The sequence below is a fragment of the Pseudomonas sp. GD03842 genome, from assembly GCF_029841165.1.
Taxonomy (GTDB): Bacteria; Pseudomonadota; Gammaproteobacteria; order Pseudomonadales; family Pseudomonadaceae; genus Aquipseudomonas.
The window spans coordinates 48072-62666 of the sequence record NZ_JAOCEA010000014.1 but is presented as its reverse complement, the minus strand read 5'-3'; the positions used below and the strand labels follow the sequence as shown (position 1 = coordinate 62666).

At 60.8% G+C, this 14595-nt stretch carries 14 protein-coding genes and 1 tRNA gene; 8 read left to right on the top strand and 7 right to left on the bottom strand.

Features of this window, described 5'->3' with window-relative positions; all coding sequences use genetic code 11:
* Window positions 1-103: 103 nt before the first annotated feature.
* From uca to N5D61_RS19535, 6 genes are all read left to right on the top strand, one after another.
* Window positions 104-3727, top strand: coding sequence for an urea carboxylase (gene uca, locus N5D61_RS19560; protein ID WP_279893898.1), 3624 nt, complete (start codon window positions 104-106; stop codon window positions 3725-3727).
* 153 nt (window positions 3728-3880) lie between these two features.
* Window positions 3881-5362 (top strand): sensor domain-containing diguanylate cyclase, encoded by a 1482-nt coding sequence (locus tag N5D61_RS19555; RefSeq protein ID WP_279893897.1) that lies wholly within the window; start codon window positions 3881-3883, stop codon window positions 5360-5362.
* Complete coding sequence (locus tag N5D61_RS19550) at window positions 5359-5580, top strand: cysteine-rich CWC family protein (RefSeq protein WP_279893896.1); 222 nt, start codon at window positions 5359-5361, stop codon at window positions 5578-5580. The genes N5D61_RS19555 and N5D61_RS19550 overlap by 4 nt, the downstream gene beginning before the upstream one ends.
* Before the next feature lie 155 nt (window positions 5581-5735).
* Entirely contained in the window at window positions 5736-6428 is a 693-nt protein-coding gene (locus N5D61_RS19545) for a pseudouridine synthase (RefSeq protein ID WP_279893964.1), read from the top strand.
* A gap of 308 nt (window positions 6429-6736) precedes the next feature.
* Window positions 6737-7621 (top strand): alpha/beta hydrolase, encoded by an 885-nt coding sequence (locus tag N5D61_RS19540; protein WP_279893895.1) that lies wholly within the window; start codon window positions 6737-6739, stop codon window positions 7619-7621.
* A gap of 205 nt (window positions 7622-7826) precedes the next feature.
* Window positions 7827-7900, top strand: a tRNA-Gly gene (locus tag N5D61_RS19535).
* Between the two features lie 84 nt (window positions 7901-7984).
* On the opposite strand, the gene N5D61_RS19530 is transcribed toward N5D61_RS19535, so the two are convergent.
* Window positions 7985-8224 carry a DUF2188 domain-containing protein gene (locus tag N5D61_RS19530; RefSeq protein WP_279893894.1) on the bottom strand — a complete coding sequence of 80 codons (240 nt, stop codon included), beginning with the start codon at window positions 8222-8224 and terminating at the stop codon, window positions 7985-7987.
* Between the two features lie 98 nt (window positions 8225-8322).
* Window positions 8323-8550, bottom strand: a complete 228-nt coding sequence (locus N5D61_RS19525; RefSeq protein ID WP_279893966.1) for a hypothetical protein — start codon at window positions 8548-8550, stop codon at window positions 8323-8325.
* Window positions 8551-8736: 186 nt separating this feature from the next.
* On the opposite strand from N5D61_RS19525, the gene N5D61_RS19520 reads away from it, so the two are divergent.
* Window positions 8737-9774, top strand: a complete 1038-nt coding sequence (locus tag N5D61_RS19520; RefSeq protein ID WP_108239305.1) for a DUF4917 family protein — start codon at window positions 8737-8739, stop codon at window positions 9772-9774.
* Between the two features lie 27 nt (window positions 9775-9801).
* Here the strand turns inward: N5D61_RS19520 and N5D61_RS19515 are convergent, their stop codons facing one another.
* Window positions 9802-10032: a hypothetical protein gene (locus tag N5D61_RS19515; protein WP_279893893.1), complete on the bottom strand. Its 231-nt coding sequence runs from the start codon at window positions 10030-10032 to the stop codon at window positions 9802-9804.
* 238 nt (window positions 10033-10270) lie between these two features.
* Between N5D61_RS19515 and N5D61_RS19510 the strand changes: the two genes are divergently transcribed.
* A complete protein-coding gene (locus N5D61_RS19510) occupies window positions 10271-11170 on the top strand; it encodes a DMT family transporter (protein WP_279893892.1) in 900 nt (299 codons plus the stop codon).
* Here the strand turns inward: N5D61_RS19510 and N5D61_RS19505 are convergent.
* The 4 genes from N5D61_RS19505 to N5D61_RS19490 all read right to left on the bottom strand — a co-directional run bounded on the left by N5D61_RS19505 (window position 11167) and on the right by N5D61_RS19490 (window position 14488).
* Window positions 11167-12384 carry an SAM-dependent methyltransferase gene (locus tag N5D61_RS19505; protein WP_279893891.1) on the bottom strand — a complete coding sequence of 406 codons (1218 nt, stop codon included), beginning with the start codon at window positions 12382-12384 and terminating at the stop codon, window positions 11167-11169. The genes N5D61_RS19510 and N5D61_RS19505 overlap by 4 nt on opposite strands.
* 96 nt (window positions 12385-12480) lie before the next feature.
* Window positions 12481-13098, bottom strand: a complete 618-nt coding sequence (locus N5D61_RS19500; RefSeq protein WP_279893890.1) for a hypothetical protein — start codon at window positions 13096-13098, stop codon at window positions 12481-12483.
* A 26-nt stretch (window positions 13099-13124) separates the two neighbouring features.
* Window positions 13125-13865, bottom strand: coding sequence for a TPM domain-containing protein (locus N5D61_RS19495; protein WP_279893889.1), 741 nt, complete (start codon window positions 13863-13865; stop codon window positions 13125-13127).
* Window positions 13865-14488 (bottom strand): LemA family protein, encoded by a 624-nt coding sequence (locus N5D61_RS19490; protein ID WP_108237032.1) that lies wholly within the window; start codon window positions 14486-14488, stop codon window positions 13865-13867. The genes N5D61_RS19495 and N5D61_RS19490 overlap by 1 nt, the downstream gene beginning before the upstream one ends.
* Between the last annotated feature and the right edge of the window lie 107 nt (window positions 14489-14595).

The following is a 14595-nucleotide window of genomic DNA, read 5'->3' as shown; positions in this document are numbered from 1 at the left end:
ATGAGGTTCTGGCGCGAGGGACGGCCTTCGTGCAACGCGTACAACAGCGGGACGGCCCGCTACCCGGTTGGGGAACGCCCCGCGCGATCCCAGGGGTAAGAACATGTTCGACACATTGCTGATCGCCAACCGCGGCGCCATTGCCTGCCGCATCCTGCGCACCTTGCGCGCCTTGCAGGTCAAAGGCGTGGCGGTCTATTCCGAAGCCGACGCCGCCAGTCTGCACATTCTCGAAGCCGATGAGGCCCACAGCTTGGGTGAGGGGGGAGCGGCAGGCACCTACCTGGCGGTGGACAAGCTACTCGCCATCGCTAAAGCGTCCGGGGCCAAGGCGATTCACCCCGGTTACGGCTTCCTGTCTGAAAACGCGGCGTTTGCGCAAGCCTGCGAGGACGCAGGCATCGCGTTCGTCGGCCCGACGCCCGAGCAACTTCGGGTGTTCGGCCTCAAGCACACGGCGCGAGCCTTGGCCAAGCAACACGGTGTGCCGATGCTCGAAGGCACCGAACTGCTCGACAGCGCCGAATCCGCTCTGGACGCCGCGGCATCCATCGGCTACCCGGTGATGCTCAAGAGTACGGCCGGTGGCGGCGGGATCGGTATGCGGGTCTGCCGCAGCCCCAGCGAATTGAGTGAGTCGTTCGAGGCGGTAAAACGCCTGGGCCAGAATAACTTCAGCGACGCGGGCGTGTTCATCGAAAAATACATCCAGCGCGCTCGTCATCTGGAAGTGCAGGTCTTCGGCGACGGTCGCGGCGAGGTGATCGCCCTCGGCGTTCGCGATTGTTCGGTGCAGCGACGCAACCAGAAAGTCCTTGAAGAAACGCCCGCGCCGAACCTGCCCGCAGGCATGGCCGAAGCGTTGTGCGAAGCGGCGATCACGCTGGCCAAGGCCGTGGCCTACCGCAGTGCAGGAACCGTGGAGTTCGTGTTCGACAGCGACGACCAGCGCTTCTACTTTCTTGAGGTCAACACGCGCCTGCAGGTCGAGCACGGCGTCACCGAGCAGGTCTGGGGCGTGGATCTGGTGAGTTGGATGGTGCAACTGGCCGCCGGAGACCTGCCGCCACTGGCCCAATTGCGCGCCGGGCTGCAACCCCACGGCCACGCGATTCAGGCGCGGCTATACGCCGAAGACCCGGGCCGCGACTTTCAGCCAAGCCCGGGGCTACTGACGTCGGTGCAATTCCCTGCCGCTGACGGTAAAGCGCTGCGCATCGACACATGGGTCGAAGCCGGTTGCGAGATCCCGCCCTTTTTCGATCCGATGATCGCCAAAGTGATCACCTGGGCGCCTGACCGTGCCTCAGCGGCGCAGGCACTCGAGCAAGCCCTCTATGCCAGCCGTCTGTACGGCGTGGAAACCAACCGCGATTACCTGCGGCAAATCATCGTCGATGCCCCTTTCGCCAGCGGCGAGCCGTGGACCCGCTGCCTTGAGGGGCTGGTGTATCACGCCGACACCTTCGAAGTGTTGAGCGGTGGCACGCAGACCAGCGTGCAGGATTATCCGGGGCGCCTCGGCTATTGGGCCGTTGGCGTGCCGCCGTCGGGACCGATGGACAGCCGCTCGCTGCGTCTGGGCAACCGGCTGCTCGGTAATCCCGAAGGGAGCGCGGCGCTGGAAATCACCATGACGGGGCCGACGCTGCGCTTCAATACGGATGCCGTGGTGGCGGTGACCGGCGCAGTGATTCCGTTGAGCATCGATGGTCAAGCGCAGCCGATGAATCAATCACTGCTGGTCAAAGCAGGCTCGACGCTGACCCTGGGAACCATCGCCGGAGCCGGTGCGCGCAGTTACCTGTGCCTGCGTGGCGGGCTGGATGTGTCGGATTATCTGGGCAGCAAAAGCACCTTTACCCTAGGTCAGTTTGGTGGGCATGGCGGTCGTGCCTTGCGCGCGGGCGATGTGCTGCATGTCGCTGCGCTGACGGACCGCAATGCCGGTCAGTCGTTGGCTGTCGAACAGGTTGCGGAGTTGCCCGCCGTGCGCAACATTCGTGTGATCTACGGCCCCCATGGCGCGCCGGAATATTTCACCGAAGCCTACATCGAGACCTTCTTTTCAACTGACTGGGAAGTGCATTTCAACTCCAGCCGCACCGGCGTTCGCCTGATCGGGCCAAAACCGGAATGGGTGCGCGCCGATGGCGGCGAGGCTGGCTTGCACCCCTCCAATATTCACGACAACCCCTATGCCATCGGGGCCGTGGACTTTACCGGCGACATGCCGGTGATCCTCGGACCTGACGGGCCGAGCCTGGGCGGGTTCGTGTGCCCAGTGACCATCATCGAGGCTGACCTGTGGCAGTTGGGGCAGTTGAAAGCGGGGGACAAGGTGCGATTCGCACCGGTCACCGTCGAGCAGGCTCGCACACTCTTCCGTAGGAGCGCGCTTGCCCGCGATTGCGAGCTGCCTGACACAAATGTCGCGCCTGACACACCGGAATCGCGGGCAAGCGCGCCCCTCCAATCTCCGGTGATTCTGGATATCGGCGAAAACGACACCCGCCTCGTCGCCCGCCTGTCTGGCGACACCCACCTGCTGCTGGAGATTGGCGCGCCGGAACTCGACCTGGTGCTGCGCTTCCGCGGGCACGCGTTGATGCAAACACTGGAAGGACGGCAGTTGGATGGCGTGATCGACCTCACCCCCGGTATCCGGTCGTTGCAGGTCCATTACCAACCCGAACGGCTGCCCCTCGTCGAGCTTCTGGCCATCGTAGAGCAAGCGTGGCAAGGGGTGTGCGCCAGCGACAACCTGCAAGTGCCCTCGCGTATTGTGCATCTGCCGCTGTCCTGGGAGGACCCGGCGTGCCAATTGGCCATCGAAAAATACATGACCACGGTCCGCAAGGATGCGCCTTGGTGTCCAAGCAACCTTGAGTTCATCCGTCGCATCAACGACCTGCCGAACCTGGACGAAGTGCAGCGCACGGTGTTCGACGCCAGCTACCTGGTGATGGGCCTGGGTGACGTGTACCTCGGCGCGCCGGTCGCCACCCCACTGGACCCGCGCCACCGCCTGGTCACCACCAAATACAACCCGGCGCGCACCTGGACGGCCGAAAACTCGGTGGGCATCGGCGGCGCCTACATGTGCGTCTACGGCATGGAGGGGCCTGGCGGCTATCAGTTCGTCGGGCGCACCTTGCAGATGTGGAACCGTTACCGCGCGGTCGAAGCGTTCGACGGCAAGCCTTGGCTGCTGCGTTTCTTCGACCAGATCCGGTTCTACCCGGTCAGCGCCGATGCGCTGCTGAAGATCCGTCGTGATTTCCCGCTGGGCCGCTATCCGTTGCAGATTGAACACAGCACGCTGAAGCTGGCCGATTATCAGGCTTTCCTGGCCGAGGAAGCGCCGAGCATCGCCGCGTTCCGCGCCCAGCAGCAGGCGGCCTTCAACGCGGAACGCGAGCGATGGATCGCCAACGGCCAAGCCACGTTCGACAGCGAGGAGGCCACCCCCGATATCACTGAAGAGGCGACGCTGGAGGTCGGGGAGATCAGCATCGACAGCCACATCGCAGGCAACCTGTGGCAAGTGCAGGTGGACATCGGCCAACGCGTGGAGGCCGGGCAGACACTGGTGGTACTGGAGTCGATGAAGATGGAAATTCCAGTGACGGCCCCCATGGCGGGCGTGGTTCGGGACGTCCGCGTCCAACCGGGATCGGCCGTGCGCGCTGGCCAGCGAGTGGTGGTACTGGACACCGCTGGCTGACGGGACGAGAGGGCGGTGTGCGTGACGCATCGCCCAATGACCGGCCCATTTCGCATCGAATCCGGACGTTAAACAGCAGCGGCCCATGGCGCTTCGGGGTGGCAGCAGGCTAGCATGTCTGGCTGATGGATTACCTCTTCAAGCGGACTGGTCATGCCCCTTCGTTCCACACTACATTCACAACGCTCCCTGCTGTTGACGTTGGTGATCCTGTTGGGGAGCGGCTTTCTGGCAACTTCCCTGCTCAGCTATTTCGCTTCGCGGGACGCCATTCGCGACAGCATCGTCAATACCGAGCTACCGCTGACGTCGGACACGGTCTACTCGGAAATACAGAAAGACCTGGTCCGCCCAGTCCTGATTTCCTCGATGATGGCGCGCGACACATTCGTACGCGACTGGGTGGTGGCTGGCGAAAAAGATCCGCAGCAAATGACCCGATACTTGAAGGAGGTCATGGATCACTACGGTGCCTACACCTCTTTTTTCGTATCCAATCAGAGCCTGACCTATTACCAGGCCAAAGGCGTATTGAAGAAGATTCGCCCGGACGAGCCTCGCGATGTCTGGTATTACCGAGTGCGGGACATGGCTGAGCCTTATGAAATCAACGTCGACCCAGACCTGGCGAACAAGGACAACCTGACGTTCTTCATCAATTACAAGGTCTTCGATTACAACGACAACTTCATCGGTGCGACCGGCGTCGGGCTGACTGTCGACGCGGTCATCAAGCTGATTGACCGTTACCAACAGCGTTACCAGCGCAGCGTGTATTTCGTCGACACGTTCGGGCGCCTGGTATTGACTGGTGCAGAGGGCGGCCCGCAAGGCGCGGCCATAGGCCAGGCGCTGCGCGACCTGCCGAACCTGAAAGATTTGCAAAAGCAGATGCCCAAGCCTCAAAGCGGCAGCTATCAATACGCTTCTCTGGGTGACGAGCATTTCCTCAACGTGCGCTACATCCCTGAGTTGAACTGGTATCTGTTCGTCGACAAGCGCGAAGACGGCGCGATGACAGACATTCGCCGCTCGCTGTACCTGAACTTGTCGATCTGCCTGGCCGTGATGCTGCTGGTGTTGTACCTGCTGCACCGCGTGGTTCGCCGCTTCCAGATACGCATTGAGACCCAGGCCATGGTCGACAGCCTGACCGGCCTGCCCAATCGCCGAGGCTTTGACCGGATCGCCCTGGGTGCCATGGACGAAATGCGTCGTGAGCGCAAATCGCTCTCGGCCATGCTGCTGGACCTTGACCGCTTCAAGCGGTTGAACGACACCTACGGTCATCTGGCAGGTGACGAAGTACTCATCGGTTTTGCCGACGATGTCCGTCGCTGTCTGCGAGAGAGCGACATCATTTGCCGCTGGGGTGGCGAGGAGTTCATCATTCTGCTCAAGGACACCAATTCAAATGGTGCCCGACGCGTCGCCGAGAAGATTCGCCTGCTGGCCGAACAGCATACTTACGTGTTCGGGGGGGCAGCCCTGCAAGTCACCGTCAGCCTCGGCGTCACCGAACTGCATGCTGGCGACACCCTGCAAAGCCTGATCGCCCGCGCGGACCAGGCGCTTTACAGTGCCAAGCAGAGCGGCCGCAACCGGGTATGCACTGAAAGCGTGGAGCCGGCATGAGCGCCTCTGAGATCACCCCTGACACGTGCCCCGTGTGCGGCCAACGCAATCACTGCACCCTGGCCGACCCACGCACAGCGGACCGCGCCTGCTGGTGTTTCACTGAAACCCTCGACCCGGCGGTGCTGGCAAACTTGCCGGATGACGTCCGAGGTCAATCCTGCCTGTGCCCCCGCTGCGCAGGGCTGGTTGAAGAAGTAAAGCCCTCTGGCCCCTGACCGCGCACTCTTCCCTGCCGACGCTGTGTTAGGATCACTCGTCGCAGGCAACGATGCCTCACGCCGGCGTCAACCTCGGGGACTTTCGGGTGAGAATTCGCTCTCCAAGGATCGGTGCGTCGGCGTACCATGCGGCTTTTCTGCACCTGACTGCCATGCGCCTCGACCGTTTTCTCAGCAATCTGCCCCGTTTCAGCCGCAAAGACGTGCGCTTGGCACTGCTCGCAGGCCGGGTCACGGTCGACGGGACCACCGTCCGCGAGCCGCTGCATGAAGTGCGCGAATTCAGCCGCGTGGCAGTCGATGGCGAGGTGTTGCAAGCGGGCAAATCTGCCCGTTATTTCATGCTGCACAAGCCACCGGGCTGCGTCAGCGCCACCACCGACCCTCACCACCCGACGGTCCTGGATCTGCTGCAAGAACCGGATAAGCAGGAACTGCATATTGCCGGGCGGCTCGACTTCAACACCACAGGCCTGATGCTGATCACCAACGACGGCCAATGGTCACGCCGCCTGACTCAGCCGGTGACGCTGTTGCCGAAAGTGTACGAAGTCGAGACCGAACAGCCCATTGGCCAGCATTACATCGAACAGTTCGCGGCGGGCTTTTACTTCGCCTACGAAGACCTCACCACCCGCCCTGCCCAGTTGGTCATCCTCGGCAGTCATCACGCACGGCTGACCATCGTGGAAGGCCGCTATCACCAGGTCAAACGCATGTTCGGCTACTTCAACAACAAAGTGGTTAGCCTGCACCGCGAGCGCATGGGCCCTCTGACACTCGATCCGATGTTGAAGCCCGGCGAGTACCGGGCGCTTACCGCTGAAGAGATTCAGCACATCTGACGTCTTTCGACCGCTCGGCGGGTAGATTTCATAATTTCCCAACGGCACTTGCGGGATGAGGGTGCCACTGCTTGAATCCAATCGTCGGTCCACATGTGACCGACGAGTCACGAGCGCATTCCAAGAAACCTTTTGTCGGCCGTACGCCTTGCAGGCAACGTCTGCCGACAAACCGCCCGCCAACAACAAAACCTGTCGGCCAGTCCGTAAAGGACCGACACGGGGCTCCCTTCAGGCATTGCCTACCTGTCACGAAACTCGTGCAACCTAGTTGCGCGCACACCTGTTTAACGTCAGGAGACATGGATATGAGGCCAGAAATCGCTGTGCTTGATATACAGGGCCAGTTTCGGGTTCACACGGAGTTCTATCGCGCAGATGCCGCCGAAAAGACCATCATCATGGTCAACGGCTCACTGGCCACGACCGCATCATTCGCCCAAACCGTCCGCAACCTTCACCCGCAGTTCAACGTGGTGCTGTATGACCAGCCGTACGCGGGCAAATCCAAGCCCCACAACCTCAACCACGCCCCGCTCACCAAGGAAACCGAAGGGCAGATCCTGTTAGAGCTGATCGACCATTTCAACGCCGAACACATCATGTCGTTCTCATGGGGTGGCGCGCCGGCCCTGGTCGCCCTGGCCCATCGGCCCAAGCGCATCGAAAAGGCGGTGATCAGCTCGTTTTCACCGGTGATCAACGAACCGATGCGCGACTACCTCACTCGAGGCCAGCAGTATTTGGGCGCGTTCGACCGCTTCGAAGTGGGCGCATTGATCAACAGCACCATTGGCAAGCACCTGCCCTCGCTGTTCAAGCGCTTCAACTACAGGCACGTCAGCTCGCTGGACCTTCACGAGTACGCGCAGATGCACCATCACATCAACCATGTGCTGGAAGCCACAACCCAGAAACAATTGACGGCGGCGAAACGTATCAACGTGCCGGTCATGTTCATGAATGGGGAATGGGACGAATACACCTCGGCGCAGGATGCGAGGCTGTTTCAGAACCACGTGCGCGATTGCCACTTCACTACCATCAAAGAAGCTGGCCATTTCCTGGACATGGAACACAAAGCCGCGTGCGCAGAGTCCCAGAGCGCCCTGCTCGGCTTCCTGGCCGCACCTGCAGAACCCCGCGGAGACCGCTATCGACAGGCCCAGACGCACCATGCATTAGCAATCTGACCGCAACGTCTCATCGGCAGGGATTCATTCGCCCGCAATGGCACACGTGCCTTGGCGAATGAATCCCTACCTTGGTATCGGAAGCTTAATGATCCAAGCAGGTAGATAACACTTCATTTCACAGGCGGCATCTGGTACAAAGTCACCCGCTGAACGCGTCACGGCCCTCAGGCCACCCGCTCTCCCGAGCAAGGCGCGAAAAAAAGCGGGTATAGTTTAGTGGTAAAACGAAAGCTTCCCAAGCTTTAGTTGAGGGTTCGATTCCCTCTACCCGCTCCACCTCCCCCAGCATTGCCGGGCCCTTCGCTGAAAAAGTGAAGTCAGGGCCTGACCCCACGCGATGTGATGCCAGGCCCGAATGCGTCAATGCCTGGTTCGGTCCTTGACCGTTTGTGTACTGCCCTCGCTCTTCCCTTCGACCTTGCCCTCCATCGCCGTTCGCTCTTTGTACGCAGGCAGTGACGCCGCAAATGCCATGGCTTCCTCCCGCGTGTCGAACGACCCAAGTCGGTCATGGTGCGTGCAGACCCGCCAGGGGCCGTTGTTGACGTTGATGACGTCATAACCGTTGAAATGCGTTTTGCTGAGCATTGCGCTGTGCATTGGGACCTCCCTCTCGCTTCGGAGAGTGTGATAGGTGCTTACCCAAAAGACCTTACACCCGCTCAAGGCGGATTGAGCATTGGCTTGACCAACGGCTCTCAAGGTTTGAGAGGTATTTCCTCGTCTTTCTCGGACAGGCTTTTGCCGTCATCCGGGTGCTTCCAGGTCTGCGGGGGCGGCGTCTCACGATCGTTTTCGTCGAGGCCCTCCACTCGCTCGAACGTGTCCGCCTGTCGCTCGGCCTCGCTGTGGCGTGAGCGCTCCATCGGATTCGGATTGGGGCCTGGGCTTTGGGCTGCGGGGGTATTGACGGGATCAGTCTTCATGTTCACCTCCGGGCGAGCCGGATGCTGGTGGGTTCATGGATTAGAAATGCGGAGCACACGGCAGTTCGAAGGATTTTCCCGCGTCCGACCGCCGACAGCCCGATTGACAAGCCGCATCTGTGTTCCTATAAGTCCAGTCCGTTCTGGCTTACGTCAGGCCTGTTCACCCGAAAGCGAAGCGAGACGATGGATTTCACCGATTTTGATGCCGAACTGTCCGATTGGGCTCAGCTACAGAACACCCATCCCTGCACGGGGCTGTTGCTCGGGAATGGCGCAAGTCGGGCAGTGTGGAAACATTTCGCCTACGATTCCCTGTTCGAATTGGCCCAGACCACCCGCAACAAGCCGCTCAGCCCGACTGAACTGGCGTTGTTCAAGTCGATGGACACCGAGAATTTCGAACCGGTGCTCAGCGGGCTGAAGATCGCGATGCGGGTCAATGCGGCGCTGACCATCAGCTCTTCGTCGCCGCGCAATCGCTACTTCGCCATCAAGGAAGCCCTGATCCACGGCATCCGCTCGGCCCACATTCCGTGGCGCCTGATGGAGCCTTCGACCATCGCCCACATCAGCCAGGCGCTGAGTCAGTATGAGACGGTGTATTCCACCAACTACGACCTGCTGGCCTATTGGGCGGTGATGCACGGTGCCCATCCGTTCGACGATTTGTTCGACGACGATGCCACGTTCAACCTGCATCGCACCGACAGCCATGCCACCCGCGTGCTTTACCTGCACGGCGGCATGCATCTGGTCAAACATTTCGATGGCACCACGCGCAAGTTGCTTTCTTCGGAGAGCACATTGCTGGGCAGTTTCGCCGTGAATGCACTGGAAGATGTGCCCCTGTTCGTCTGCGAAGGGCGCAGCGACGACAAGATGAAGATCATCCGCGGCTCGGACTACCTCGCCTATTGCCACGCCCAACTGGCCCGGCACCAAGGTGCGTTGTGCATCTTCGGCCACGCGCTGGGCAGGCAGGACCGGCACATTCTCGATGCGGTCCTGCAAGCCCGCCCGCAAACGCTCGCAATCTCCATACTGCCCCGCAACGACGCGTTCGTGCAGCACCAGAAAAGGCACTATCACGCGTTATTTGAAGGGCAACACATTGAACTGCAATTCTTCAATGCACTGACACACCCGCTCGGCAACCCCAGGCTGTCGGTGCCGGTGACGCGGGCTGGAGACGGAGTGGAGGCGAAGGGAAGTCAGTCATAGTCAGCCGACTGACCACCCTCTACGGGGTTACTCGTCCCCCTGCGACAAGGCCGTCACCACGACGGCATCGCGTGATACGTTTTTACTCGCGACAGTCGCCACCGTTTCGCTGGAGAGCCGCACGCTGCTCAAGGCGGCCAGCCGATCACTGCTCGTCGTTTTGACGACGCTCGCTGACCATTGGGCCGCTACGGTCGCCAGCCATGCGAACACGAACACTACAACACCTTGCAACGCCCACTTACCGATGCCCGACACGATGGCTCTCCTGACTGAACTGAATGGCGACAATTTGACCGTCAAACTGTTGCAGGAAGATGGCATTCAAGTTTTGCACCAACATTCGCCTTCACTTGCTCGCAGCGCATGAAACGGCTGAAGCGCTCCCCTGGCAAAGTGTACGGCTGATTCTGTAGGTAGCTGTTAAGGGGCGAACCGCACCGTTTGTGGCTGAATGGGCGTCCTTCTCATTTATAACAACAAGGCACGATTCGACATGTCTTCTCGCGAAAACACCGGCATGCTGCTCGGGCTGATCGGGGTAGTGATCTTCAGCCTGACGTTGCCGATGACCCGTATCGTCGTTCAGGAAATTCATCCGCTGCTTAATGGGCTGGGCCGCGCCTTGGTCGCTGCGATTCCAGCAGGCGCATTGCTGCTGTGGCGCAGGGAGCATCTGCCGACATTTGCGCAATTCAAAGGCCTGATGGTGGTGGCCTCCGGGGTCATCATCGGCTTCCCTGTGCTATCGGCCTGGGCCATGAAAACCCTTCCCGCCTCACACGGCGCACTGGTCAACGGTTTACAACCCTTGCTGGTAGCGATCTATGCCGCCTGGCTGTCTCATGAACGTCCGTCCCGCGCTTTCTGGGCCTGTGCCGCAATGGGCAGCGTTCTGGTGCTCGGGTATGCGCTCATCAGCGGCGCAGGTAACCTGCAAGCCGGTGATTTGCTGATGGTCGGCGCCGTGGCGATTGGCGGCCTGGGTTATGCGGAAGGCGGGCGGCTGGCGAAGCAGATGGGTGGCTGGCAAGTCATCTGCTGGGCCCTGGTGATTTCGGCGCCAGTATTGATCCTCCCGGTCGGCTACCTGGCCGCTCACCATCAGGGGCCGATATCCGCCGGCGCCTGGTGGGCGTTCGGCTACGTCTCGCTGTTTTCGCAATTTATCGGTTTCTTTGCCTGGTACGCCGGCCTGGCCATGGGCGGCATTGCCCGCGTCAGCCAGATCCAACTGATCCAGTTGTTCTTCACGATGGCATTTTCGGCTCTGTTTTTCGGTGAACACATCGACCCGATCACTTGGATCTTCGCCGCTGGCGTCGTGGTGACCCTGGCCATCGGGCGCAAGACTGCCGTCATCGCGCCGAAGCCCAGGGTGGCTACCCGCGTCTAGCCAAGCAAGCCGTCCGCCTGGAGCAATGTCTCCAGGCACTGCTCACTGATGTTGTAGAACGTCTTCAATTCCTGAATCCTGGCCAATAGCTCGGTCGGATCCTGTGCGGCGGGGCGTTTGACCGCCAGGATCATCTTGTTCTTGTTGGTGTGTTCCAGCGAAATGAACTCGAACACCTTGGTCTCGTAACTGCAAGCCTCCAGCAGCAGTGCGCGCAGTGCGTCAGTGACCATCTCCGCCTGCTGCCCCATGTGCAGGCCGTATTGCAGCATGGGCTTGAGCAGCGTCGGGCTCAGGATCTGCAGGCGGACCTGTTTGTGGCAGCACGGCGAACACATAATGATCGACGCCCCGGAGCGAATGCCGGTGTGAATGGCATAGTCCGTGGCAATGTCACAGGCATGCAGCGCAATCATCACATCCAGTTCGCTCGGTGCGACCGAACGCACGTCCCCGCATTTGAAGACCAGGCCAGGGTGTTCCAGCCGACCCGCCGCGTCGTTGCACAGCGTCACCATGTCTTCGCGCAACTCGACGCCCGTGACGTTGCCTTCGGCCTGTAGGGTGTTGCGCAAGTAATCATGGATGGCGAAGGTCAGGTAGCCTTTGCCCGAGCCGAAATCAGCCACGCTCACCGGCTTGTCCAGTTTGATCGGCGACTGGTTCAGCGCGTGGGAAAACACTTCGATGAATTTGTTGATCTGCTTCCATTTGCGCGACATGGCCGGTATCAGCTCATGCTGCCTGTTGGTCACGCCCAGATCGGTCAGGAACGGGCGACTCAACTCCAGGTAGCGTTTTTTCTCACGATCATGCCCGGCCGATGGCGCTTCGCGCTGCTGTTGTGAAGTTGTCCGGTGCAGCGAGCTCTTGCCCTTTTTGCCGAATTCCAGCTGGACTTCGTCCGTCAATGACAGCAGGTGGGCGTTTCTGAATGCGTCGGGCAGCAAGCCTGCGATAAGCGCTTGCGCGTCGGCCACCGGATGGTTCTTGGTGATGTCGCGGGTTTTGTAGCGGTACACGAAAGAGAGACAAGGCTGCTGCTTGATCGTGGTCGGTTTGATGATGATCCGCTGTAGATCCACCTCATCGCCCACGTAGCGGGCCAGCACCAGCTTGATCAACGAGCCTTGAATCAGGCAGGTATCGAGCAAGCCGAGAAAATCCGCGCGGTGATCCTGCGCTGGCGTGGGGTGGGAAGCAGTGACGGACATCGGATACAGCCTCGGGAAGCGAAAGATACGAGAGCGGTATTTTAGGCGGGTACGACGCTGGGGTGGGCATATTTATGAGGGATGTGGGGCTGGGTATTATTCCAGCACCACCAAACGGTTGGGCAACTCATTGCGTGGCTGCGTCACCGGCACCTGATCGGCCAGTACCTCGCCACAGGCGCGAATGCAGCCCAGAAAGCCCTCCAAGGTCTGGCCCCGGGCCACTTGCTGGGTGAACACATCCACCAGGGTTCGCCAGACCTCATCGTCCACGCGTCGGGCGATCCCGTCGTCGACGATGATTTCCACATAGCGCTCGGCCTCGCTGACGAAAATCAGCATACCCGTGCCGTTCGCCGTGGCATGCAGGTTCTGTTCTAGAAATTGCCGACGCGCCATGTTGCCCGCACGCCAATGCCGCACGGAGCGGGGCACCAGCCGCGTGACGACCGCTGGCAGACGGCACACCACCGCCACGACGATGAAGGTGGCGATCTGCGCCAGCAGCAATTGGTTGGCGCTGAGCCAGCCCGGATAGAAATTGATGAGCCCGGGAATGAACAGCGCCGCCAGCCCGGCCCAAATCAGCGGCACATACGCGTAGTCATCGGCGTTGGCCGCCAGGACAGTGACCAGCTCCGCGTCCGTGGCGCGCTCCACCGCTTCAATGGCGCTGGCAACCTGCTGGCGTTCGTGTTCCGTGAGTAACGTCATGCGTTGCACGCTCGCTGTACCATCGATTACCAACCCCCGGAGGCACCGCCTCCACCAAAGCTGCCACCGCCCCCGCGCATGCCGCCGCCGGAGCCTGAACCCCCACCACCAAAGCCCCCGCCTCTGGAACCGCCCGAGCCGATCAGGCCGATGCCACCGTAGCGTGCGCTGATGTAGCAGGCGATGATGAACAGCACGAACAGCAGCAGCGTCATCCGCCCATCCGTGACCTCGTCGCCGCCCGTTGCACCGACCGCAGGTTCGGCCAGCGGATCGCCGCCCAGAACCTGCACGATGGCTTCGGCCCCACGGTTGATGCCGCCGGCAAAGTCGCCCTGTTTGAACGCCGGGGTGATGATCTGGTTGATGATGACCGAGGATTGCGCGTCCGTCAGACGATCCTCCAACCCATAGCCCACTTCGATGCGCACCTTGCGTTCTTCCTTGGCCACGATCAGCAGCGCACCGTTGTCCTTGCCCTTCTGACCAATGCCCCAGTGCCGACCCAATTGGTAGCCGTAATCTTCGATCGCGCTACCTTGCAGGTTCGGCACCGTGACCACCACGACTTGCTCAGTGGTCAGTTCCTCGTGTGCCCGCAGCATCTGCGACAGCCGTTCCTTGCTCGCGTTGTCGAGCATCCCGGCCATGTCGACGACTCGCCCGGTCAGGGGCGGGAAGGTCGGCTCGGCGAGCGCCTGTCGAGCAAAGATGCCCAGCAGCATCGCAAGCCATGCGATTGCGAACCCATGGCGGGCGACACGCATCAGAATTTCACTTCAGGGGCTTTGTCGGCCCCCGCTGCGGTGGCTTCGAAATTGGGTCGGATCGGCAAATCGCGGTACATCACCGAATGCCAGAGACGACCGGGGAAGGTGCGAATCTCGGTGTTGTACTTCTCGACTGCGGCGATGAAATCGCGGCGCGCCACGGCAATCCGATTCTCCGTCCCTTCGAGTTGAGACTGCAGCGCGAGGAAGTTCTGATTGGATTTCAGATCGGGGTAGCGCTCGGACACCACCATCAAGCGGCTCAAGGCACCGGTCAGTTGGCCTTGCGCATCCTGGAACTGCTTGAGCTTGGCTGCATCGTTGAGGGTATTGGCATCTACCTGAATCGACGTCGCCTTGGCGCGCGCCTCGATCACCGCCGTGAGGGTTTCCTGTTCCTGACGCGCATAGCCCTTCACGGTTTCAACCAGATTGGGAATCAGGTCGGCGCGGCGCTGGTATTGGTTCTGCACTTGAGCCCAAGCGGCCTTGACCTGCTCGTCGTAGGTGGGAATGTTGTTGATGCCGCAACCGGCCAATAACGTGCTCAGCAGCATCAGCAGCGCTAGTGACAAATTGTAACGACTACCCCGAATGTGCCCGTAACGCTCTATTTGCATGGCCTGCGTGCCCCTTGAAGTCCTTGTTTGTTCACTTCGCCAGACATGACTTTAGCCAAATCGGGCGATCCTCGGCATAATCCTGGCCCATCACGTCGTCAGGCTTT